The following is a 20,941-nucleotide window of genomic DNA, read 5'->3' as shown; positions in this document are numbered from 1 at the left end:
CGGGAAGGTAATTCTGGTGAATGGACGAACGGGGGCGGCGAGGAGCGCCTGGTCGGGGGCTATCCTGTCGCGGTGACCGCGAACACCGACACTCCACGCTTCCAGCTCCGAACGATGCTGCCGCGCGACCCTTCTCAGCCGCATCGCACCGCGAGCCCGCTCGAACTCTTCTTCGATCTGGTCTTCGTCGTAGCGGTGAGCATCGCCTCCGCACAGCTGCACCATGCCCTCAGCGAAGGGGATTTCCTGCACGGGGTCACCTCCTACGCGATGCTGTTCTTCGCGATCTGGTGGGCCTGGATGAACTTCACCTGGTTCGCCACGTCGTTCGACACCGATGACTGGCTCTATCGCGTCACGACGTTCGTGCAGATGGGAGGAGTCCTCGTCTTCGCCGCCGGCATCCCCGCGGCGTTCAACGAGAGCGACTTCACCATCCCGGTACTCGGGTATGTCGTGATGCGGGTGGCGATGGTGGCGCAATGGCTGCGAGCGTCACGATCGGCCGGTGAACTGCGTTCGGCGACGCGCCGGTACGCGTTCGGCATCGCCGCGGTCCAGGTGCTGTGGATCCTGTTCCTCCTGATCCCGGCGGGACCGCTGCAGTTCGCCGCCTTCGTGGTCTTCGCCCTCATCGAGATCAGTGTTCCGGTGTTCGCCGAATACCGGAGGCAGACGCCGTGGCATCCGCACCACATCACCGAGCGCTACGGGCTGTTCACGTTGATCGTGCTCGGTGAGAGCCTTCTCGCATCCGCGAACGCCATCATCGATGCGCTTCACGAGGTCGAGAGTCTCGGCCCGCTGATCGCGATCTCCGTCCTCACGCTCGTGGTCACGGCGTCGTTGTGGTGGATCTATTTCTGGCCCCCGCATCACCGTGCGATCACGAGCTTCGGCCGCTCGCTGCGCTACGGCTATACGCACTATTTCGTCTTCGCCGCCGCGGCGGCCTTCTCGGCCGGGATCGAGGTCGAGATCGACGTGCTGACCGGCAAGAGCCACCTGTCGAACCTCGCGGCCTCGTTCACGGTGACGATCCCGATCGCGATCTTCCTCGTGGGCATCTGGTGGATCGCGATCCGCCAGAACGCCGATCGCGTGGTGAACACGGTCGTTCCTCTCGGCGCCCTGCTGGTGCTGCTCGATCCGGTGCTGCCCATCCCCGTCACCCTCACCGCGCTCGTCCTTGTCGTCGTCGTGGTGGTGCTGGTGCTTCATCCTCCCGTGGAGTCCACGCGCATGGACCCCACGCGCATAGACAGGGCATAGCGCCGGCAGAGGGTTCTGATCGGAAGCTCCGCGACGCTGGGGGACACGCACCAGACGACCGTCGACGAGGAGACAGATCATGAGCATCCCCGAACCCACCCAGACCCCTGACGGTCCCGCCTACGAGGGGCGTCTGCTCGACCGTGTGGACGAGGAGGTGGTCGATCAGGGGGCAGCCTTCGACATCCGTACGCTGCTGAGCCGGCGCGGGGTGCTCGGACTCGCGGGGATCGGGCTCGGCGCCGTCGTCCTCGCGGCCTGCGCGCCGGCGGCATCGGGCGGATCGACGCGCGCCGCCACGCCGAGCGCGACCGCGGGGACTTCCAGCGGCGATGTCGCGGGCGTGGGTGAGATCCCCGACGAGACGGCGGGCCCCTACCCCGGCGACGGCTCGAACGGCCCCGACGTGCTGGAGGACGCGGGGATCGTCCGTCAGGACATCCGGTCGTCGATCGACGGCGGGGCGACGGCAGACGGCGTTCCGCTCACGTTCGAGTTGCAGGTGCTCGATCTCGCGAACGGGGGAGTGCCCTTCGCCGGAGTCGCGGTGTACGCGTGGCACTGCACGGCGCAGGGTGGGTACTCGATGTACTCCTCCGGCCTGGAGGACGTGACGTACCTGCGCGGCGTGCAGGTGGCGGATGCGGACGGCAGGGTCTCGTTCACCTCGGTGTTCCCGGGATGCTACTCGGGGCGCTGGCCCCACATCCACTTCGAGGTGTATCCGGACGTCGGGTCGATCACCGATTCGACCGCGGCCATCGCCACGTCGCAGCTGGCGCTCCCCGAGGCGGCATGCACGGATGTCTACGCCGAGGCCGCTTACGACGGATCCGCGAGGAACCTCGCGCAGATCACGTTGGCGAGCGACAACGTCTTCGGTGACGATTCCGCTGCGCTGCAGCTGGCCGCGGTCACCGGAAGCGTGCGGGATGGGTATGCGGGCACCCTCGTGGTGGGTGTCGACACCGCGACTGCTCCGGCGACGAGCGGAGGGCAGGGTGGTCCCGGCGGTGGGGGACAGCCGCCGTCGAACTGAGCAGCGAACGGCGATGAGAGGCCCGTGGCATCGATCTGCTATGGTTATCGTGCAGCGTGTGTGCATCGCCCCTCTCGGCCGCCACGTCGCCACTGATCAGGGCCATTACGGACCGCGCACATCGATGCGTGCGGAATCCGCCCTCGGTCTCACATCTTGCGGAGCGCCCACGCGTGTCCGCCACACAGCAATGAGCATCACCATGAGCACCACCACCTTTCCCCCGTCCGACCCGTTGACCTGGAAGCAGGCCGACACCGATGTGCACGTCGCGACGCGCGACGGCGAGTTCGCCGGCTTCGTCGAGTTCGATGGCACCGCGCACCTCGTGCGCGACAACCACGGCGCCGAGCTCGGCGTCTTCGACACGCTCGACGACGCCTTCCGCGCGCTCGAAGACGCGATCCGTTCCGAGCGGCGCGGATCCGTCTTCCCGACGATCGTGCCGCGCGCCTGGCGTCGCCGGACCCGCCGCGCTCGCGCCTGAGCGTGGCGGGAACCCCTGCACGCCCGCCCGTGACTGGGGGCTCGGCGAGAGGTTCCGATGTATTCCCTGACGCGTATAGAGCTAGGGCTACTGTGAGGTAAGCGTTGGGCAGCTGCCTTGGGCTTTCACAGCTCAAGGGCTCCGATCGTCAGGAGAAGATCATCTCCATCACACAGATCGAACCGACCGCGGCAACGCTGGGTCCGATTCGTCAGACGTATTCCGGCAACGCGGACTTCCCTCCCATGGCGAAGGCGTACAAGCAGGTTTCGCAGGTCGTCAAGGAGACCGGGCTGCTTCAGCGCACCCAGTGGTTCTACATCTTCGTGGCCACCGGTATCGCTGTGGCGCTCGGCGGCCTCATCACCGGCTTCATCCTGCTCGGTGACAGCTGGTTCCAGTTGCTCATCGCCGCAGGCCTCGGCATCGTCCTCACGCAGATCGCCTTCCTCGGCCACGAAGCCGCCCACCGTCAGATCCTCTCCACGGGGCCGGCGAACTTCAAGCTCGCCCGCATCGTGATCGCCAGCATCGGCATGAGCTACTCCTGGTGGGATTCGAAGCACACCAAGCACCACGGCAACCCGAACCAGGTCGGCAAGGACCCCGACATCGAGGTCGACACGATCTCCTTCCTCGAAGAAGACGCCGCGAAGGCGAAGGGCCTGATCAAACTGATCACCCGCAAGCAGGGCTGGCTGTTCTTCCCGCTGCTGACGCTCGAGGGGCTGAACCTCCACTTCCTCGGGCTGAAGTACCTCACGACGACGAAGAACGTCAAGGGACGCTGGACCGAGCTCGGCATCATCGCGCTGCGGTTCGCCCTCATCCTGGTGCCCGTGTTCATGATGCTCCCGCTCGGAATGGCCTTCGCCTTCATGGGCGTGCAGTTCGCGGTGTTCGGCGTCTACATGGGCGCCGCGTTCGCGCCGAACCACAAGGGCATGCCGATCATCGAGCCCGGCGCCCGTCTCGACTTCTTCACCAAGCAGGTGCGCACCTCCCGCAACATCAGCGGCGGATGGTGGACGACCTGGCTCATGGGCGGGCTGAACTACCAGGTGGAGCACCACCTCTTCCCGAGCATGCCGCGACCGCACCTGGCGAAGGCGCGCGAGATCGTGCGCGACTACTGCGCGGCGAATGACGTGCCGTACACGGAGACCAGCCTCGGCCGCTCGTACATGATCGTGATCGAGTACCTGAACCGCGTCGGACTGTCTGCCGGCGCCGATCCCTTCGACTGCCCGGCAGTCGCACAGTTCGGCCGGGCATAGCCCCCGCCCGATCTCACCGGGCCCTGATCAGCCCGGGGACGACAGAGGCGCGAGCAGGGGTTCCTGCTCGCGCCTCTGTCGTGTGTGCGTCTACTTGGAGGACTTCTTCTTGGTCTCCACCACGTCGATCGTGATCTTCTCGAGAGGGCGATCGTCGTCGAGCTCGTCTTCGAGCACCTCGTCACCGAGGAAGGTCTCCTCCGGCGTCTCGGCTGCGCCGACCTGGTCGGCGACCTCTGCAGGTGCTGCGGTGACGGGTGCATCCGCTGCGGTGAGCTCCGTCGGCAGTGCGTCGTCGGAGAAGATGCCGTCGGGGCGGATCAGCTCGCGCACCTCGGCCATGAAGCTCGACAGCTGCTGCTGCTGCCACCGCAGCTGACGGGTGCGATCCTCTGCGTCGTGCAGTACCGCCGTGGTGTGGCCGGTGACCGAGTCGACGATCTTCTGCGCCTTCGCGCGAGCGCGCTCGAGGGTTTCGCGCGCACGGACCTGGGCTTCGGCCTCGATCGCCTGCGCCTGCGAGCGGGTCAGACGCTCGTAGTCCTCGGCGCGTGCCGAGATGCGCTGGGCATGCTCGAGCGATGCGGTGACCTGCTCGTTCGCGTCATTGGTGATGCGCTCGGCGTGTGCCACAGCCTGATTGTGCAGCACGAGGAACTCCTGCTGCGCATCGTCTTGACGGCGGGTGAGGGTCTCCTCGAATTCCAGCACGCGCGCGTTCATGTCGCGGACGTCGCGCTCGGCGTCGGCACGCAGCTGGGTGGTCTCGCGCGTGACGAGGGAGCGCAGCGCGGCCGCGCCCTTCTCGGCTTCCGTGCGGATCGCCGTGGCCTCCTGCGCCGCCTGGTTCACCTTCTCCGCTGCGTGTGCGGCTTCGCGCTCGATGCGCGCTTCGTGTGCCGTGTACTCGGTGTCCATCTTCAGGCGCACCTGGTCGGCGTCGCGCTGCGCCTGGGCGGTGATCCGCTCGGCGTCGGCCTCGGCTTCGGCACGCTGCGCGGCCACCTCCTCACGGGCGGAGGTCATCAGGCGGTCGGCCTGCACCGCCGCGTTCTGGATGAGGACGTTCGCCTGCTCTTCGGCGACCCGCAGGATCGCCTCGAACTGCTGACGGGACGGTGCCTCTTCCCCGTCGGGCTGCGGGGCATCGACGAGCTCGGACGTCAGGGTCGCGACCTGCTGCTCGGCGTCCAACGCCTTGACCTTGGCGGCAGTCAGCTCACTTTCGAGGGCCTCACGGGCCTTGCGCTCCTCTTCACGCACGGCTTCGACGGCGTCCTCTTCACGGGCCTGCGCCTCGGCGACGTCGGCGGCGGCCTGCTTGAGCTGATTGCGAAGGGTCGCCAGCGCGGCGTCGACCTCTGCCTTGTCATAGCCGCGGAAGCCGACGGTGAAGGCGCCCTGCTGGTCGCGCGGGGTGGTCTCGATCAGCTGATCGAAGAAGTCCGGGGAGCGCTCGCCATCGCGGTCGGCGGTTCCGGGGGATTCGCTCATGGTTCTAGCCTTTCTGGCGTGGTCACACCGGGAGCGGCGGCTCCGTCCCGACAGTCGGGACCGTGTGGACCGGAGGAGGTCGTCAGGGCGCACGCCACCACCATGACCCGGCGGAGCCCGGCGGGCAGGGCGCGCTCCCCAGCCTAGTTGCGTCGGCTGTGAGTTGCGCGCCCGTCTTCTGCTCCCGCGGGCGGAGACGGAGATCGCGGTGCCGGGCAGGTCACGTGTCGCGCATCCAGCGCGCGTTCCGGTCGTCGAGAGGGTCGCCGCGTGTGTACCGGACAGGTGGTCCGTCTGCGACCGAGATCCCCTGGGCTCGTGCCGCGGACGCGATGCGCTCCCGCAGATCGACCCAGGGCTGCACCGTCTGCGGAAAACCGAAGTACTCACGGAACGTCTCGATCTGCAGCCGGGTGCCTTCGGCGACGGGGATGAGGCGTACGACGGTGTCGTCCGGCTCGACGAACCGGATGCCGTAGGCGCCGTCATCGCGGATGACGTACTCCCGCTCCTTCTCCACCATCGCCGACGCCACGATCTCGCGAGCTCGACCTTCGGGCGCCTGGATCACCAGCGTGGTGCCGAGCACGCCGAGGGCTGTGTCGAGCCGGTCCGAGGCGAACTGCTTCCCCGCTCTCGCACCGGCTTCGGAGGCACCCCGGCTGAAGCGTTTCCTCAGGAGCGGGCCGCCGACGATCAACGCGAGGATCGGCAGGCCGAGAAGGAGGTAGGGGGCGGGGTCCACGGGCACAGCGTATCCGGATGCGCGTGCGCTCCGGTGCGGTCGGGGAGCGACGTCAGACGGGGGTGACCAGGTGGTCGAGGACCAGCTCGCCCGAGGCGTTGAGGGCCTGCATCATCTCCGCGATCAGCCGGGGGTCGATGGGCGGCTGCTCCGCCGCGTCGTACCCGAACTGGAGTGGGATCGCCGGGTGGATCCAGACGGTGGCGCGCTTGTCGACGCCGTCGGTGACGGGTCGCCACGTCATCATGAAGCTCTCCTGGCGGCGGAGCTTCGTCGAGATGACGATCTTCAGGTGCGCCAGCGTCGCGTCCTCGATGAGGATCGGATCGGAAGTCCCGTCGTAGCGCAGTCTGCCCATGAGAGCACGCTACACCGCGCGCGTACTGCCTCTTCTGAGGTCTGTGCGCAACCCCCTCTGCGAGAGGTGATCCCCTCGATACCGTCGCAGCATGACGACAGCGGAGTGACAACGAGTGGAGGGCAAGGTGCAGACGATGGCGCGGACGCGGATTGCGCTCAACGAATCGGAATTCTTCCTGGCCCAGGGTCAGGACGTCGCCGAGCTGAGAGGGCGCATGGAAGAGGCGATGCGCGCCGGAGGAGGGTTCGTCGAATTCGTCGTGGTGGGCAATCGATCGGTCAGCGTGCTCATCACCGCGGCGACCCAGGTCGTGATCTCGGTCGAGACGGTGGAGTTCGACGCGCGCGACACCGGCGACAGCGCGGTGCCGTACGGCGGCGAGTACGACCTGCTGTGAGCGTGGGGTGAGCACTCCTGGGGCGGATGTGAGGGAGTCCCGGCCGCGCTCGGCGAGGGAACGCCGTGCCCTGCTACGGTGACGACGGTGGGCATCGCGCCCCTGGGGCCGTCGAGCAAGAGGAACTTCGAGATGAAGGGTGTGTCCCGCCTGCGTCTTGGCCGCATCGGGATCGCCACCGTGCTCGTGCTGGTGACCGGGGCGCTTGTGTCCTCACTCGCAGCGGGCGCTCCGGCGACGGCGGCCACCGACGGCCAGATGGTCTACCCTGCTTCGGGAAACATCCAGTCGAAGGTCGGGGATGGCTGTCGCGGAAACTATCGCGCGCATGACGGCATCGATATCTCCGGCGCGGGTGGCACGCCGATCCTCGCCGCATACAGCGGAGTCATCAAGTCGCGAACGGTGAACAGCGGATACGGGAACTACACCGACGTCGAGCACCCGGGCGGTTACGTCACGCGCTACGCGCACATGGCATCGCCCGGTACGTATGCGCCGGGGACCAGGGTGGAGCGCGGACAGCAGATCGGTGTCGTGGGCAACACCGGGAACTCGCCGGCCTACCACCTGCACTTCGAGCTGCGTCTGAACGGAGCGGTGTACACCGCGATCAACGACGGCTTCACCTGCCTCTCGAACATCACACGCGGAGGCCTGCTCCCCTTGCATGTTCCTGGTCTGGGCACGGGCGCGGTGCCTGCGCCGTCGTCCGCAGATTACACGGGTGACAAGAAGGCAGACCTTCTCATCATTGCGGGAAACGGGGATCTCCGGCTTCGCGCAGGCAGCGGAACCGGGGGATTCCAGTCCCCCACCACGGTGGCCAGCGGGTGGGGTGGGATTCGGAGGCACATCACCCACAGCGACTTCAACGGCGACGGCAAGGGGGACATGCTCGCGGCCCGATCCGACGGCACACTCGAGTTCTACGCGGGGCTCGGGAACGGGACTTTCGCCGCACGGGCGGATATCGGTGGTGGCTGGTACGAGTTGCTGCATGTGACTTCCGGGGCCGACTACACCGGTGATGGGAAGCAGGACCTGATAGGCGTCTCGGCGACCGGGTTCCTGACCATCTACCAGGGCAACGGAGCGGGAGGGTTCGGGTCATCGCACCTCACACTGTCATCGGGCGGCTGGGGCGGATTCCACTTCCTCGTCGGCGGCGACTTCGACAACGATGGCCGAGGCGACCTGATGGCGGTCGGCGACGATGGACATCTCTATTTTTATCCCGGATTCTCGTATGGGTTCGGCCAGTGGCGACGCGTCGGCGGGGGGTGGATGGAATTCACCGCCGTTACCGGCGGCGTCGACTACGACGGCGACGGTCGTGCGGATCTTCTGGGAAGGACGTCCGCTGGCGAGCTGTATTTCTATCCCGGTCTCGGCAACGGCACCTTCGGCCAGAACAACAAAGTCGGTGCCGACTGGGCGGAGCACCTCGACCTCGAGTGACGCGGCGTATCGTGGGCGCATGGTCGGCACCACGTTCGAGGAGATCGCGGCCGGGCTGTACTCCGGCCGTCCGGATGCGTTCGTGTCATCGCGCAAGGCTCGAGCCGCAGAGGTCGATGCGGAGCTCGCTCCACGGATCCTCGCCCTGCGGAAGCCGTCGATCGCGGCCTGGGTGGTGAACGTGTTCGCGCAGGAGCGGGCTGGTCAGCTCGGGGAGGCATTGGAGCTGGCGCGAGAGCTTCGCGAGGCACAGGATGATCTCGACGCCTCGGCACTGGCGAAACTCGGCCGAGAGCGTCGCGCGCTGACGAGGAAGCTCGCCCAAGCCGCAGGCGAGTTGGCCGCGGCGAGGGGAGAGCGCGTCACCGCCTCCACGCTCGAGGCGGTCGAGCAGAGCATCTCTGCGGCCTTCTACGACCCGGCAGCGGCCGCGGCCGTCGCCTCCGGACGACTGTCACGTGCTCTGGACCCGTCAGCGACGCCGAGCGACATCCGCGACGCCGTGGCGGGGGACGTGCCCGAACTCATCTCTGCCTCTGCGCCGCCAGCGGACGAACTGCAGGCCCGTCGCGCACGACGGGAGGCCGAGCGCGCGATCGCTTCGGCGGAGAAGGAACAGGCATCCGCCGAACGCGAGCTGACACAGCGAGAGGCGGCGTGGACGGAACTGCGGGCCCGCCGGGACGTGCTCACCGAGCATGTGTCCGAGCTCGAGGCCCAATTGGCTCGAGCTCGCACCGACCTCGTCGAGGTCGAGCGTGAGATTCCGGAAGCGGAGCGGGGTCACACCGACGCGGCAGCGCGGGCGGGAGCCGCTGCAGATGCTCTGGACCGCGCCCGGAAGGCGAAGGACGCGCTCTGAGCAACCGCGTCCTCCGGTCGGGACGCAGCGTCGGGATGTGCCGATCGCTCGGCGGCCGGGCCGGAACGACCCAGGGAGCGGTTCAGAAACCGCTTCTTACCAGGGCAAAGCAAAACCCCCGCCATGTAGAAGCTAGGCGAGGGTTTCTGGGCTGATTGTAATGATCAGCCGTGTGGCTCCGACCGGCATCGATCCGGTGACCTTTCGAGTAAGAGTTTCGCCCTATCAGGGGTTTCTGCGGACTTGCGGGTGCTTTGAACAGTCCTGATCGCGCCTGCTTTCGGTTGCCAGCGAGTGCCGCGAGCTGGCGGTGAATCTGCGGAATAGATGCGGGGTTCTGGACATTCGGTAGCGTCTGCTCCGTGTCGATGGTCGCGCTTTATTCTTTGGCCACGAACCGATCGCGGTCCTCGTCCAGGCGCGGGGTCGCCCACGGCACCGTTTCCGCGAGCGACGCGAACCGCTCGGTGGGGTCGTCCGGCGTCGTGGGCATGCCCTCACGGTACTCGTGTCTCGCCTGCGCGAGGACTCCGGTGTTGTCTCCGCGGCCGCCAAGATGGAAGCATGACGTTCCCGCTCAACGACGAGATCGCCGCCGCCTTCGCGCAGTTCTTCTTCGGCGGCGGTAGCGGGCCGAGCCACTCCACGCTGTCACGACTCTTCGCGGGCGCCGGATACGTCGACGCTGATCCCTACGACTTGAACACGCAGGCACCGAACAAGCAGCAGCGCGTCCTCGCGGTGTTCCGAGCGGCCGAGCGGCGGCCCGCGGGCGCGCTCGTTGACGGGATGCTCAACGCGCTCCGGCTCGACGGCGCGTTTGGGAAGTATGCCGACGACAAGCACGTCGCTGACCTGCACGCGGCGGTGACCCACGCCGGCTGGGCGCTCTCGGCGTACGGACGGCTCGAGTACGCGGGCGACATCCACCTCGAGACCGGCGGTCGCGCCGCGCTCGATGAACAGCTCGAGCGGCTGCGGCGGAACATCGACGACCCGGCGGCGCTGCTCGGCGGGGCGAAGGAGCTGCTCGAAGCCGTCGCGAAGTTCGTCCTCGAGGAGGGCAACCGCCTGCCGGAGCGCGCCGACTTCCCGGCGCTGGTGGCGCTCTCGTTCGAGAAGCTGGGGCTTCGCCCGGCGGTCGTCGACGACTCGGTCCCGGGCGCGAAGCAGGTCCCCTCGATCTACCAGTCGGCGAAGACCGTAGCATTCACCGTCAACGAGCTGCGGAATCTGCAGGGCACCGGCCACGGCCGGACGCTCCTCACCGGAGTGACTGCTGAGGCGGCGCGCTACGTCATCCGCGAGGTTGTACACGTCGCCGACCTGATGTTGTCGACGCACGACCGCCAGATGGGGCGGTAGGCAGGCGCGGCCGTCGGAGGCCTTCGGGCGCGGCTAAGCCACGTCGCTCAGTAACTGATTCACCCGGCTCCGGCTGACGCCGAGCGCCTCCTGGAGCTCCTTGATGGGCGTGCCAGCTGCGCGAAGCGCCTTGCACACCGCCGCTCGCTTGGCGAGCAGCTCGGCGTGCTCGGCCTCGTTCGCCTGCAGACGTGCGACGATGTCCACTGCCTCTTTCAGCAGGGTCACCCGTGTCTCGGCGCGCTCGACGGCGGTCATGCGAACACTGTATAGCCATATGCACATATCTGTACAACCTGCTGTACAGATATGTGCAATGAGCATTACACTGAGTGGATGCCCCAGCCCAGCTCGCGCCGCGCCATCAAGGCGCAGTCGGACCCCCGCCGTATCGTCGCAACTATGACGCGGTCAATCTCTTGCGCGAAATCGCACCTCGAGCTCGACGGGGCAGGCCGATGACGCTCATCACTGCCGCGAATGGCAATCTGTCAGCGGCGAGGGGGGCCAAGAAGGACGAGTTCTACACCCAGCTGGTTGACATCGAGAAGGAGCTCAGTCACTACCGGAAACACTTCGCCGGCAAGGTCGTCTACCTCAACTGCGACGACCCAAGGGTCAGCAACTTCTTCCGTTACTTCTCCGAGAACTTTGAGGCGCTGGGCCTGAAGCGACTCATCGCCACGTGCTACCAGAGCGAGGATCCGGGCCAGTTCAGCCGGGGCGACTCCTCGCGCGCTGTCTGGCTCGAGTACGACGGCGACAAGAACGGCAACCGCGTGCCGGACGCCAACGAGATCGGCGTGCGTCCTCTCAAGGGCGATGGCGACTTCCGGAGCGCCGAGAGCGTCGAGCTGCTGCGCCAAGCGGACATCGTCGTCACGAACCCGCCATTCTCGCTGTTCCGCGAGTTCGTCGCCCAGCTCGTCGAGCACGACAAGCAGTTCATCATCCTCGGGAACATGAACGCGCTCACCTACAAGGAGATATTCCCGCTCTTCCAGAACAACCAGATGTGGTACGGCCCGAGCATCCGCAGCGGCGACCGCGAGTTTCGCGTGCCAGCCGACTACCCGCTTGAGGCTGCAGGGACCCGGGTTGATGCGGAGGGAAACCGATACATTCGCGTCAAGGGCGTTCGTTGGTTCACCAACCTCGACTATGACGAGCGGCACCGAGACCTCGAACTGACTAAGCGATACCGCGAGGCCGACTATCCGCGCTACGCGAACTTCGACGCAATCGAGGTCGGCAAAACCGCGGATATTCCGTCCGACTACGCCGGCCTCATGGGCGTCCCGATCACGTTCATCGACAAGTACAACCCAGAGCAGTTCGAGATCGTCGGGTCGAGCAAGACCTTGGGCCAGCCCATGTCCCAGATCGCCGAGAAGGGCACCTACCAGCAGGGCGGCCCACGGTTCTACCTGCCGACACCGCGCGGCTATCGACGCATGTACGACCGGATCGTCGTGCGAAACCGGCGCCTTTCGGGCGGGAATCGGGGATTGGACGCGCGTGTCGTATCGCTACCTCGGTAATAAGACCAAGCTCGCTGACTGGATCGTCGGCGAGATCGCGGAAATCGTCCCTGCTGGGTCGAGCATCGCGGACCCCATGTGCGGAACGGCCTCCGTGTCGCTCGCGCTCGCTCGTGCCGGCTACGACGTCACGGCCTCGGATGCGCTCACCTTCCCGGTAATTCACGCGCGCACGCGGCTGCTCGCGAAGAAGCCTCCCGAGTTCAAGGTGTTCGGTGGCTACGCCGAGGCACTCGAGTGGATGCGCGCCGCCGAGCCTCGACGGGGGTACTTCTCCCGCGAGCTTGGAGCCGCGGGTGCCCCAGCAAACGGCCGGGCGCCGAGGCTCTACTTCTCCGCCGAGAACGCCGCGCACATCGACGGCGTGCGTGCGGGCATTCTCGAGCTCAGGGCGGCTGGTTCGCTCACTGAGCTCGAACACAGCGTCCTGCTCCAGCATCTACTGCTCGCGACGAACAAGGTAGCGAACATCAGCGGTACCTACGGGTACTTCCGCAAGACGCTATCGAGTACTGCCCTTCGCCCGCTCACCTTCGAGCCGCTCGAGTTCGAGACCACGCCGGGCGAGCACACCGTGCTGCAGGGCTCCGTCGAGGATCTGGCGTCGTCGCTCCGAACGGAGGCGGTCTATCTTGATCCGCCGTACACGAAGCGCCAGTATGCCGGGAATTACCACGTCCTCGAGACCCTCGCCCAGGAGGACGAGCCGGTGGCAGCAGGCGACGGCGGACTGCGTCCGTGGATGGACCAGGCCTCGGACTTCTGTTACCGCCGCAGCGCCGGTCGCGCTTTCCGGGCCACGATGGAGCGGCTCGATGCTCGCCACGTGTTCATCTCCTACAGTGAGGATGGACAGGTGAGTGGGGAAGAGTTGCTCTCGATCCTGGGAGACTTCGGCAAGGTCACCGTGCACGAGCAGCCGCATCTCCGCTACCGGAGCAACGACCGAGTCAAGGACGGATCCGTGCTGGAACGTCTCTATCACGTGGAGGTCTTCTGAGCATGGCGCAGAAGCTGAACATCGAGCGCATCTGGTGGCGAAACGTCCAACCCGGCGAGTTCTATAACATCGAGCGCCACTATCAGATTCGCGGCGGTGGCGGTTCGCTGTACATCGAGGTCCCGGCGTCGATCGTGCCCGAGACGCTCGACTTTCTGGGGGTGGCCGGAACGAACGTGGACGCCCTGCCTGCGATCACAATCCAGGCCGGGGTCGCTGGCGTGCCGGGGATCTCAGGACCGATTGAGTTTCAGCGTAAGGCGGGCGGACGGATGCGGATCGCGCGGCAGAACCGGCAACAACCGAACTCGCAACGCCATCCGGCGTGGACCGTCGCTCGCGGATTCCCATCGGCACCGGACGATGTGCGGAACAAAGAGGAGGCGCGTCCGTTCTTCCCCGAGGGCGGCCTGCGCATCTACATCGCGAAGACGGTTGAAGGTGACTACTACGCTGGCTTCACCAAGGGCGTCCGCCCCACTGCCATGGCGAGGAACGACCCGGCATGGGATCTGTACACGCAGGGCAAGACCGTGGGCGGAGTGATCGATGCGGGGTGAGGTGGAGCGTGGCTGACAAGATCGATGACATCTTTGCGTCGTGGGGCGCCGGACGAAACGTGTTGCTCTACGGTCCGCCGGCAACCGGCAAGACGCGGCTCATCAGCCAGCTCTTCCAGTCGCTGCAGGAGCCTCCGGAAGGCAGCCGCGGTATCCTGTTCGATCCCAGCGACGCCGCGTCGCCCTTCAGCCGACCCAAGCAGCCGATCACGATCCCGCTCCCGGCGAAGGTCGTGTGGACCACGTTCCATCAGTCGTACGGCTACGAGGATTTCGTCCTGGGGCTCAGGCCGGCCATGGACGCCGAGGGCACCCGCCTCGAGCCGTGGGCCGGCGTGTTCCTGGATGCGGCGATCGAGCTCGCGGACGACGACTCAAAGTACAACTCCGTGGTGATCTTCATCGACGAGGTGAACCGCGGAAACGCGGCACGCATCTTCGGCGAATTCATGACTTTTCTAGACTTCGACTACCGCGACGGCGGCAGCGTCCCACTCCCAGTGCCGCTCCGACAGCTGACGTTTGCCGACGGTGCAAGCGAGCAGCTCCATCGGCCGGGTGGGGCGTCAACGACGATCCCCGACGGCTTTACCTTCCCGAGGCACGTCTACGTCGTCGCCACCATGAACAGCGTGGATCGCGCTGCGGTCCCGATCGACAGCGCGCTCGCGCGCCGGTTCGACCGGATCGAGATGCGGCCGGACCTTGACGCCCTCGCCGGTCATTGGGGCCTGGACACGACGGCGATCCCGACGCCGACTGAGGACAACTTGGAGACGTTGGACCCGTTCCAGACCGCATACCTCCTGCTCGATCGGCTCAACGTGGTCATCGCCTCCGACCTCGGCTCGGAGTTCGAGCTGGGCCACGGGCTCCTGACGCCGATTCCGGCGACGGTGACGCCCGCCGACGAATCCGAGCAGCCGATCTCAGAGACCGACGCCTGGCGAAGCCTGTCGAAAACCTGGGACGACGTGCTCTTCCCACAGCTCGAGGATCGATACTCGGGACGGCCCGAGCAGCTCATGCAGCTGCTCCACGTCGACACGGCGCCCCCGACGGGCGACTACGCGTGGACCCTGCGGGCGTCGAAGAGTGGGACTGCGCAGGCCCGTGCCCTCGCGCCGGTCCGGACGAGCGAGCTCCCGCTCGACACGATCAAACGATCCTTCAGGTGGCTGGCTCGGTAGTCGCGTCGCCGCGAATCCGACTCCAGGAGTACGGTGCCCCGGCGGTGCATCGAGTTGATGAGATCGACCTCGTCGCTCTGACCGAGGCGAACAAGCGCTGGCGACGCGCGCTTGGTCTCGCGAGCGATCCCATCCGGGTGGAGGACGTCGGCGACGGTCGCATACTGCTGCGGGCAGAGGCGGTCACCGGGCTCGTCAGGGTCGGAAGCACCGACATCGAGATCGCTCCGAAGTTTCTTAGCACGGTCGAGGGCAGCTGGCAGACCGTGCTTTGGCGCATCCTCTCGATCGTCGAGGGCGGGCATGTCGACGACGCGTTCACCACCGCACACGAACTGGCCGAGTTCTCGCTCCCCGACCTCCTCGCCGAGATGTTTCTGACGTCATACGCGAAGGGCGCTGCACGCGGCCTGCCTCGCGGTTATTGGACCGAAGCATCGTCCGGAACGGTGCTGCGCGGGAGCCTCGATGTGGCGCGCCTCGACCGGTGGATCTCACGCCCCTGGGAACTCCCGTACGTCGCCGACCTCCTCACCGACGACACCTCACTTGCACGGCTGCTGCGGTGGGCAGCGGACTGCCTTGCTGCGATCGTGAAGGCCCCCGGCCGGTCGCGCGCGATGAGGGAAATCGCCGCTGGGCTATCTCATGTAGACCGGAGGCCGCCTCACCTCCTCGACGCGCAGCGGATCGTGCTGGGCACACAGCACCAAGGGCTCGAGCCGGCACGAATCGTGGGGCTCCTCCTACTTGAGGGTGCGGGCGTCCATCACGCCAGCGGTGAGCACGCTCTGTCGGGCTTTCTCTGGAACTCCGATGCGATCTACGAGAACTACGTGTACTGGCTGTGCACCCGAGCCGCGAGTTCCCGCGGCGAGCGGGTGAGCAAGCACACGACGAAGTTCGGCGAGGTCATCGCAGGGCACGGCTCGCGACTTGAAACCACCCCCGATGTCGTCTTTCGAGACCATCAGAGCGCGGCGGTCGCCGTCATCGACTCCAAGTACAAGCGCGTTGGATCACGCCCGAAGGCCCCGGACACGTATCAGGTCCTCACCGCGGGCCACGTCCTGGGCTGTCGCAGGGTCTCCTTGGCGTACCCAGTGGCCGAGCGTGCTGAGCCGACCGTGTGGCGCGTGCCGTCAGCTCTGGGCAGCGAGGACATCGAGCTGACCGCGCTGCCGCTCAACCTCATGGCGTTGGCTCATCCGGACGGCCCTCAGCTGCTCATCGAGACGATTAGCGCCTGGCTCGACGGCGAGTTGATTCCTCCGCCCGAGATGAGCCCTCCTGAGGCGCCATGAGACCGGTCGTTATCCTCGACTCCACCACCGTGAACGGCCGCCGTCCGTTCACTCACGTGGATTTCTGAACGCGGAACACGCGCCAATGTCATCGAGAACGATGCTCAAACTCAGCCAGAGCGCTCGCTAGAGTCGGGATATTGGCGCTTACTGTCCGTACGCTGGTAACGGTGTTACTCGCTACTTGCGTTACCCGATTGCTGTCGCATGACAGGGTTCGCAGCCTCTACAACCGAGGCCAGTAGGTCAGCATCGCTTAGTTGCCGCAACGACGCTCGTTCCACAGCTTGCTCCATTGCAGGAACGACGGAGATGAAAGCTGCCGTGTCGATCTCAAACAGCTGTGGCTCCAACAACTCGCCGCCAACCCAGATCATGACTTCGAAGCCGCGGCGAACGACGGGACTCACGAAGACTTGCACGCGTCCTGGCTTCAGCAGGCACCAACGGTCTGAGCCGTCATGGCGCAGACTACGATCCGTGCGGGCAGACCTCCAGCCGCGCGAGCTTAGAATGACGTCGAGCTCATCGTCCACTCCGTGCTCGTACTCGTCATCCGCTGAGTCATAGTCCTCGTCATCAAATCCGCATGCCTCGGGGGCCCTTTGCGGAGAGCCACTGACCAACTCTCCGGCCTCTGGCACGATCGCCGCAAGTGCTTGACTGTGCGCGATATACACAGCAGCGACGAGGTCCGATACGTTCGTTTTCGCGTCTGGAGGAAGACTGTCCCACCGTGCGTGGTCGTCGCCTGTCAGCCGGGCCTGAGTATCGCTAAACCTCTTTGCCGTTTCATCGATGATGCGAACTTGGAAGGGATCCATTTCATCTCGCCATGCGTTCCCTGTCACGAGTGCTCCTTGATCTTTGGGGTTGCCGGCCGGATCAACGCCGCCCGACGGTCTGGATAATCTTCATAACCGTCTCGACGTCGCCTCCGTCTACGAGCCATGCATTCGAGTTTGGCGTGCGACTGCGATGAGGTTCCTCCTGCGGCGTGTGCATGAACTGTGCAGAGATGAGCCATGCAGGGTCATCCGACAAGCGGACGATGGCGTCGACGAGGGCTTGCACGTCTTCGTGTGTCGGTCGTGAACCGTCGCCGTGCCCTCCGTTGGTTCGTGCCATGAGCTGAACGATATGTCATTGCCGCGGACTAAAACCACAAGTTTCGTGGAGTGCGGGATGCATTCCGAAAGGATTTCTACTCATGTATCAATGAGTCCGCCATTTTTGCACGTCGCGACTCTGCGAATTGGCAGCTTTGCCTTTTCTGCGAGTGGTATTAACGCCATGTGAGGGATGGACAAATGGACCAGCCGAGCGTCACGTCGTTGACGCCGAGCGAGCGCACGGTGACGCTGATCGCCTTGGACATCGATGGCGTGCTCAACGGCTTTAAGAACACTCGCGGAGAGCAACTGGCCGTGGCGGAAGTCGGTAGGTGGAAGATCCGCTGGAGGCCGCTGGTGGTCGGAAGGCTTCGAGCGATCCTCGCTCGCTCGGACGTCCAGGGCGCCTGGCTGACTACCTGGCTGGAGCAGCCGTGGTTACTCGACGAGTTCGAGGCTGCGCTCGGTCTCGACGGGCTGATGCCTCATCGCGCAGATCATCCCTCGGTGGATACTCGCGAGGGTAAGACGATCATCGACCAACGCTTTGACCAGAGCATCGCATTCGACTCGAACTCCGAGTGGTGGTGGAAGCGTCGGGCCGCTGAACTGCTTCTTGACCGTGTGCAGCCGGCGCGATTCGCATGGATCGACGATGAAATCGGGAACGTGGGCATCAAGGCCGACCCATGGGGACCGCAACAGAATCATCAGCGCCTGCTCCTGCGGACAAGGTCCTTGCCGGGGCTCCTGCCGCGCGATCTGCAGCGGGTCGAAAGCTGGCTGAATGAGGACGCTCCCTAATAGCGCCTTTGCCGAGGCCAGTAGCCAGTCGTGCCGCTGAGGATGCGGGGCAAAGGTGGCGCTGTCATTCGGGCGGTCAAGGTCTGCTGACTCGCGGGACGTCAGCCGCCCCGAATGCTCGGTCCGGGAGATGTGGTTGGGTGCCGCCGTAGCGCTCGTAAACACGTGCAGCGTATGCCTAACGCTCATTGTGGCCGCGTGCATGTTCCACGCGGCGCGTAGCGACGTCGCGGCCCATCAACCAGGATTCCGCAAAGGGGTGTTGCCCAACGGCTCAGGCGACTGAGCACCGCCGCTGGAGCCTGAATTGAGCTCCGCCCCTGGAACGGTCCGTACGTTTCGCTCTCAACCCCGAAAAATGGGGCTTCGCGCCGATAGTTCGGATAACTGTGAATATCGGCGGTTAGAAACACACCCCTTGAAGTGAGATGGGGCTGAGCACGAGCTTAACTGTCGGAACCGCGTTGAAGTGGCACAACCCCGCTTTGCGTGCCACGCCTGGCATTGCTGACAGCATGTGTCACCCATGCTCGGTGGCCACGCCGTTGTGCGATTCAGCCAAAACTGTTCACTTGTCGTTTCCGTGCGTATTGGGTTCGGCAGAGGGTTGCGGTGGGTTTTCGTCAGCGTGTCGTACGCTGCAGCAGTGCGCCCAGGTGACTGCCGAAGACGATCGTTTTCGGCGGGAGATGGACCCCGGAGCCTAGACTGAGGAATACCCTGAATATTGTTCGCGATGCTGCGCGGGTACTCGCTGCGGGAGCCGCGTGGCTCGGATGGGTATCCCCGGTTCTCGGGACCGTCATGTATATGTGGGGCGGGGCGCCATTCCATACCGGCGCGGTGAGTGAGCTGCGGGCGCGCACGCCCGGGCCTGTCGTCAGGATCGTCGCCTGTGCGACGCGGTCGCAGAGCGCGGCGTCATCGGGTCCGGTCAGTGGTTGTGCCGGGCGTCCTGGGCTTCGGGGTCACGCATAGGAACGCCCCGTAAATTGAAAACTGTGCCACTCGCCCCAACGGTCAATGCAACTCGTCCCGGTGGTTCTTGCCGCAACCGTGCTTCTCTCCGTGCGGTCGGAGCCGCGCTGGCCGCGGTCTTCATCGTCGGCCTGAGCGCCTGCGCGCCCGATCCGGTCAGTGAATCGTTTCTCAGCGGAGAAAACACGGGCTTTGTCTCCGGCGACGGTGCGATCGTAGAGATCCCTGAGGCTGACCGTGGAGACCCTGTCGACTTCGGCGGCATCACAGAGACCGGCGAGAAGCTTGACAGCGCTGACCTTGCAGGCGAGGTTGTGGTCGTTAATTTCTGGTACGCCGGGTGTGCACCCTGCCGTGTCGAGGCGGCCGACTTGGAGAGCGTCTGGCAGGAATACAAAGGGAACGGCGTCTCGTTTGTCGGGATCAACACCCGTGATCAGGCCGATACCGCCGCCGCATTCGCCAACGAGTTCGGTGTCACCTATCCGAGCCTGATCGATGCCGACACGGCGGAGGCCAAGCTCGCCTTCGCCAAAGTCGTTCCGATCGCCGCCACCCCGACCACTCTGGTGCTCGACAAGCAGGGCCGTGTTGCCGCGCGCATTATCGGTCCGATCGAGGGTACCTCAATCCTGTCCACACTCGTCGAGGACGCCCTCGCGGAGTCGTCGTGACGATCTCGGCGACGCTATGAATCCCGAAGCGATCATCGGATCCGGCGCGCTCTGGCTCGCAATCCCTCTCGCCATGCTCGCCGGACTCGTGTCGTTCCTGTCCCCATGCGTGCTCCCTCTCGTCCCGGGCTACCTCGGCTTCCTCGGGGGAACGGCCGCTCCGCGAGGCGCTGCATCTCGCGGAGCTCGCTCAACAACCGGGGATGCCGGATCGCCGTCGCGAGGACGGCTACTGTTCGGAGTGCTGCTGTTCATCTTCGGGTTCAGCATCGTCTTCGTGTTCATCACGGCACTCAGCGGCACGGTGGGCGTCTTCCTGCTGCAGTGGGGTGACCTGATCACACGGATCCTCGGTGTGATCATCATCATGATGGGGCTCGTGTTCCTCGGCTTCTTCGGCTTCGCCCAACGTGAGCTGCGCTTTCACATCGATTCCAAGTACGGCATTGTCGGTGCCCCGCTCCTGGGCATCGCGCTGGGCATTGGCTGGGCACCCTGCATGGGCCCGACCCTCGCCGCCATCGTGGCGATCTCTTTCAACGCCGGCGATCCCGTGCGTGCCAGCTTCCTCGGGCTCGCGTACTCCCTGGGCCTCGGTATCCCGTTCCTGCTCGTCGCTCTCGGATTCGGATGGGCGACGAAGACAATCGGGTTCCTCCGCCGACACATCCGCGTCGTGAACGCCATCGGCGGGGTGCTGCTCCTCGCGCTGGGCGCCTTGATGGTAAGCGGAATCTGGACCGACATCATGTCCCGGCTGACGGCGGTGATGGGCACCGTCATCCTTCCGCTCTAAGACTGGCGAGGCAGCGGACAGTGAAGCGGTGAGTTCCGAGGAGAGCCTCTCGATGGCCGCCGATGCCTGCAGCCCCGATCGGTTTGGTGCAGACGATGTCAACGGCGGGATCCTGCGGTTGCAGTCATCGGGGATCGACTGGCGACCCACAACGGTCGTGGCGCCACCGAGTAGGGAATGAGATGGAAGCTTGTTCGCGCATCGCCCGCGGGGTGGGGAGTG

At 65.6% G+C, this 20,941-nt stretch carries 21 protein-coding genes; 16 read left to right on the top strand and 5 right to left on the bottom strand.

Annotated features, from left to right (window positions below):
- Window positions 1-114 precede the first annotated feature (114 nt).
- From GZ64_RS0109900 to GZ64_RS0109885, 4 genes are all read left to right on the top strand, one after another.
- Window positions 115-1,272 carry a low temperature requirement protein A gene (locus GZ64_RS0109900; protein ID WP_029266282.1) on the top strand — a complete coding sequence of 386 codons (1,158 nt, stop codon included), beginning with the start codon at window positions 115-117 and terminating at the stop codon, window positions 1,270-1,272.
- A 79-nt stretch (window positions 1,273-1,351) separates the two neighbouring features.
- Window positions 1,352-2,311, top strand: coding sequence for an intradiol ring-cleavage dioxygenase (locus GZ64_RS0109895; protein WP_029266280.1), 960 nt, complete (start codon window positions 1,352-1,354; stop codon window positions 2,309-2,311).
- Window positions 2,312-2,513: 202 nt separating this feature from the next.
- The gene (locus tag GZ64_RS0109890) at window positions 2,514-2,798 is read left to right on the top strand and encodes a hypothetical protein (RefSeq protein WP_136025421.1); all 285 of its coding nucleotides are present in this window, start codon (window positions 2,514-2,516) and stop codon (window positions 2,796-2,798) included.
- A gap of 158 nt (window positions 2,799-2,956) precedes the next feature.
- The gene (locus GZ64_RS0109885; RefSeq protein WP_315073595.1) at window positions 2,957-4,075 is read left to right on the top strand and encodes a fatty acid desaturase family protein; all 1,119 of its coding nucleotides are present in this window, start codon (window positions 2,957-2,959) and stop codon (window positions 4,073-4,075) included.
- A gap of 90 nt (window positions 4,076-4,165) precedes the next feature.
- Here GZ64_RS0109885 and GZ64_RS0109880 read toward each other — a convergent pair whose 3' ends face one another.
- The 3 genes from GZ64_RS0109880 to GZ64_RS0109870 all read right to left on the bottom strand — a co-directional run bounded on the left by GZ64_RS0109880 (window position 4,166) and on the right by GZ64_RS0109870 (window position 6,672).
- Window positions 4,166-5,569 carry a DivIVA domain-containing protein gene (locus tag GZ64_RS0109880; RefSeq protein ID WP_029266275.1) on the bottom strand — a complete coding sequence of 468 codons (1,404 nt, stop codon included), beginning with the start codon at window positions 5,567-5,569 and terminating at the stop codon, window positions 4,166-4,168.
- Window positions 5,570-5,789: 220 nt separating this feature from the next.
- Entirely contained in the window at window positions 5,790-6,314 is a 525-nt protein-coding gene (locus tag GZ64_RS0109875; protein ID WP_231479862.1) for a hypothetical protein, read from the bottom strand.
- 52 nt (window positions 6,315-6,366) lie between these two features.
- Window positions 6,367-6,672: a DUF7882 family protein gene (locus GZ64_RS0109870; RefSeq protein WP_021198731.1), complete on the bottom strand. Its 306-nt coding sequence runs from the start codon at window positions 6,670-6,672 to the stop codon at window positions 6,367-6,369.
- Between the two features lie 136 nt (window positions 6,673-6,808).
- Between GZ64_RS0109870 and GZ64_RS0109865 the strand changes: the two genes are divergently transcribed.
- The 4 genes from GZ64_RS0109865 (at window position 6,809) to GZ64_RS19465 (ending at window position 10,760) form a co-directional block, all read left to right on the top strand.
- On the top strand, window positions 6,809-7,072 hold the full coding sequence (locus GZ64_RS0109865; protein WP_208323594.1) for a hypothetical protein: 264 nt from the start codon (window positions 6,809-6,811) through the stop codon (window positions 7,070-7,072).
- Window positions 7,073-7,159: 87 nt separating this feature from the next.
- Entirely contained in the window at window positions 7,160-8,533 is a 1,374-nt protein-coding gene (locus tag GZ64_RS0109860) for an FG-GAP-like repeat-containing protein (protein WP_029259654.1), read from the top strand.
- Between the two features lie 19 nt (window positions 8,534-8,552).
- Entirely contained in the window at window positions 8,553-9,395 is an 843-nt protein-coding gene (locus GZ64_RS0109855; RefSeq protein WP_029266271.1) for a hypothetical protein, read from the top strand.
- Between the two features lie 564 nt (window positions 9,396-9,959).
- Entirely contained in the window at window positions 9,960-10,760 is an 801-nt protein-coding gene (locus tag GZ64_RS19465; protein WP_029266269.1) for an abortive infection family protein, read from the top strand.
- 33 nt (window positions 10,761-10,793) lie between these two features.
- Here GZ64_RS19465 and GZ64_RS0109840 read toward each other — a convergent pair whose 3' ends face one another.
- A complete protein-coding gene (locus GZ64_RS0109840) occupies window positions 10,794-11,018 on the bottom strand; it encodes a hypothetical protein (protein ID WP_029266267.1) in 225 nt (74 codons plus the stop codon).
- A 200-nt stretch (window positions 11,019-11,218) separates the two neighbouring features.
- Between GZ64_RS0109840 and GZ64_RS0109835 the strand changes: the two genes are divergently transcribed.
- The 5 genes from GZ64_RS0109835 to GZ64_RS0109815 all read left to right on the top strand — a co-directional run bounded on the left by GZ64_RS0109835 (window position 11,219) and on the right by GZ64_RS0109815 (window position 16,355).
- The gene (locus GZ64_RS0109835; RefSeq protein ID WP_051667923.1) at window positions 11,219-12,301 is read left to right on the top strand and encodes an adenine-specific methyltransferase EcoRI family protein; all 1,083 of its coding nucleotides are present in this window, start codon (window positions 11,219-11,221) and stop codon (window positions 12,299-12,301) included.
- Entirely contained in the window at window positions 12,279-13,301 is a 1,023-nt protein-coding gene (locus GZ64_RS0109830; RefSeq protein WP_051667921.1) for a DNA adenine methylase, read from the top strand. The genes GZ64_RS0109835 and GZ64_RS0109830 overlap by 23 nt, the downstream gene beginning before the upstream one ends.
- 2 nt (window positions 13,302-13,303) lie before the next feature.
- Entirely contained in the window at window positions 13,304-13,861 is a 558-nt protein-coding gene (locus tag GZ64_RS0109825) for a hypothetical protein (RefSeq protein ID WP_029266261.1), read from the top strand.
- Window positions 13,807-15,051 (top strand): AAA family ATPase, encoded by a 1,245-nt coding sequence (locus GZ64_RS0109820; protein WP_081859722.1) that lies wholly within the window; start codon window positions 13,807-13,809, stop codon window positions 15,049-15,051. The genes GZ64_RS0109825 and GZ64_RS0109820 overlap by 55 nt, the downstream gene beginning before the upstream one ends.
- Before the next feature lie 137 nt (window positions 15,052-15,188).
- Entirely contained in the window at window positions 15,189-16,355 is a 1,167-nt protein-coding gene (locus GZ64_RS0109815) for a 5-methylcytosine restriction system specificity protein McrC (RefSeq protein ID WP_168441073.1), read from the top strand.
- Between the two features lie 173 nt (window positions 16,356-16,528).
- On the opposite strand, the gene GZ64_RS0109810 is transcribed toward GZ64_RS0109815, so the two are convergent.
- Window positions 16,529-17,206, bottom strand: coding sequence for a hypothetical protein (locus GZ64_RS0109810; protein ID WP_136025420.1), 678 nt, complete (start codon window positions 17,204-17,206; stop codon window positions 16,529-16,531).
- A 459-nt stretch (window positions 17,207-17,665) separates the two neighbouring features.
- Here GZ64_RS0109810 and GZ64_RS0109800 point away from each other — a divergent pair, with 459 nt between their 5' ends.
- The 3 genes from GZ64_RS0109800 to GZ64_RS0109790 all read left to right on the top strand — a co-directional run bounded on the left by GZ64_RS0109800 (window position 17,666) and on the right by GZ64_RS0109790 (window position 20,719).
- Window positions 17,666-18,271: an HAD domain-containing protein gene (locus tag GZ64_RS0109800; RefSeq protein ID WP_029266251.1), complete on the top strand. Its 606-nt coding sequence runs from the start codon at window positions 17,666-17,668 to the stop codon at window positions 18,269-18,271.
- 1,001 nt (window positions 18,272-19,272) lie between these two features.
- The gene (locus tag GZ64_RS0109795) at window positions 19,273-19,923 is read left to right on the top strand and encodes a TlpA family protein disulfide reductase (protein ID WP_029266249.1); all 651 of its coding nucleotides are present in this window, start codon (window positions 19,273-19,275) and stop codon (window positions 19,921-19,923) included.
- Window positions 19,924-19,939: 16 nt separating this feature from the next.
- Window positions 19,940-20,719 carry a cytochrome c biogenesis CcdA family protein gene (locus GZ64_RS0109790; protein ID WP_029266247.1) on the top strand — a complete coding sequence of 260 codons (780 nt, stop codon included), beginning with the start codon at window positions 19,940-19,942 and terminating at the stop codon, window positions 20,717-20,719.
- Window positions 20,720-20,941: the final 222 nt, after the last annotated feature.

Origin of the sequence: Microbacterium sp. Cr-K32, from assembly GCF_000708345.1 — a bacterium.
Lineage (GTDB): Bacteria > Actinomycetota > Actinomycetes > Actinomycetales > Microbacteriaceae > Microbacterium > Microbacterium maritypicum_A.
The sequence above is the reverse complement of the archived record's forward strand: the minus strand, read 5'-3'. Positions and strand labels throughout refer to the sequence as shown.

Bases quoted from the DNA above. Each gene is read 5' to 3' on its own strand.
- GZ64_RS0109790 (WP_029266247.1), top strand. From the start codon at position 19,940: ATGAATCCCGAAGCGATCATCGGATCCGGCGCGCTCTGGCTCGCAATC.
- GZ64_RS0109840 (WP_029266267.1), bottom strand. From the start codon at position 11,018: ATGACCGCCGTCGAGCGCGCCGAGACACGGGTGACCCTGCTGAAAGAG.
- GZ64_RS0109865 (WP_208323594.1), top strand. From the start codon at position 6,809: ATGGCGCGGACGCGGATTGCGCTCAACGAATCGGAATTCTTCCTGGCC.
- GZ64_RS0109900 (WP_029266282.1), top strand. From the start codon at position 115: ATGCTGCCGCGCGACCCTTCTCAGCCGCATCGCACCGCGAGCCCGCTC.
- GZ64_RS0109835 (WP_051667923.1), top strand. From the start codon at position 11,219: ATGACGCTCATCACTGCCGCGAATGGCAATCTGTCAGCGGCGAGGGGG.
- GZ64_RS0109825 (WP_029266261.1), top strand. From the start codon at position 13,304: ATGGCGCAGAAGCTGAACATCGAGCGCATCTGGTGGCGAAACGTCCAA.
- GZ64_RS0109800 (WP_029266251.1), top strand. From the start codon at position 17,666: ATGGACCAGCCGAGCGTCACGTCGTTGACGCCGAGCGAGCGCACGGTG.
- GZ64_RS0109820 (WP_081859722.1), top strand. From the start codon at position 13,807: ATGGGATCTGTACACGCAGGGCAAGACCGTGGGCGGAGTGATCGATGC.
- GZ64_RS0109870 (WP_021198731.1), bottom strand. From the start codon at position 6,672: ATGGGCAGACTGCGCTACGACGGGACTTCCGATCCGATCCTCATCGAG.
- GZ64_RS0109890 (WP_136025421.1), top strand. From the start codon at position 2,514: ATGAGCACCACCACCTTTCCCCCGTCCGACCCGTTGACCTGGAAGCAG.
- GZ64_RS19465 (WP_029266269.1), top strand. From the start codon at position 9,960: ATGACGTTCCCGCTCAACGACGAGATCGCCGCCGCCTTCGCGCAGTTC.
- GZ64_RS0109855 (WP_029266271.1), top strand. From the start codon at position 8,553: ATGGTCGGCACCACGTTCGAGGAGATCGCGGCCGGGCTGTACTCCGGC.
- GZ64_RS0109880 (WP_029266275.1), bottom strand. From the start codon at position 5,569: ATGAGCGAATCCCCCGGAACCGCCGACCGCGATGGCGAGCGCTCCCCG.
- GZ64_RS0109895 (WP_029266280.1), top strand. From the start codon at position 1,352: ATGAGCATCCCCGAACCCACCCAGACCCCTGACGGTCCCGCCTACGAG.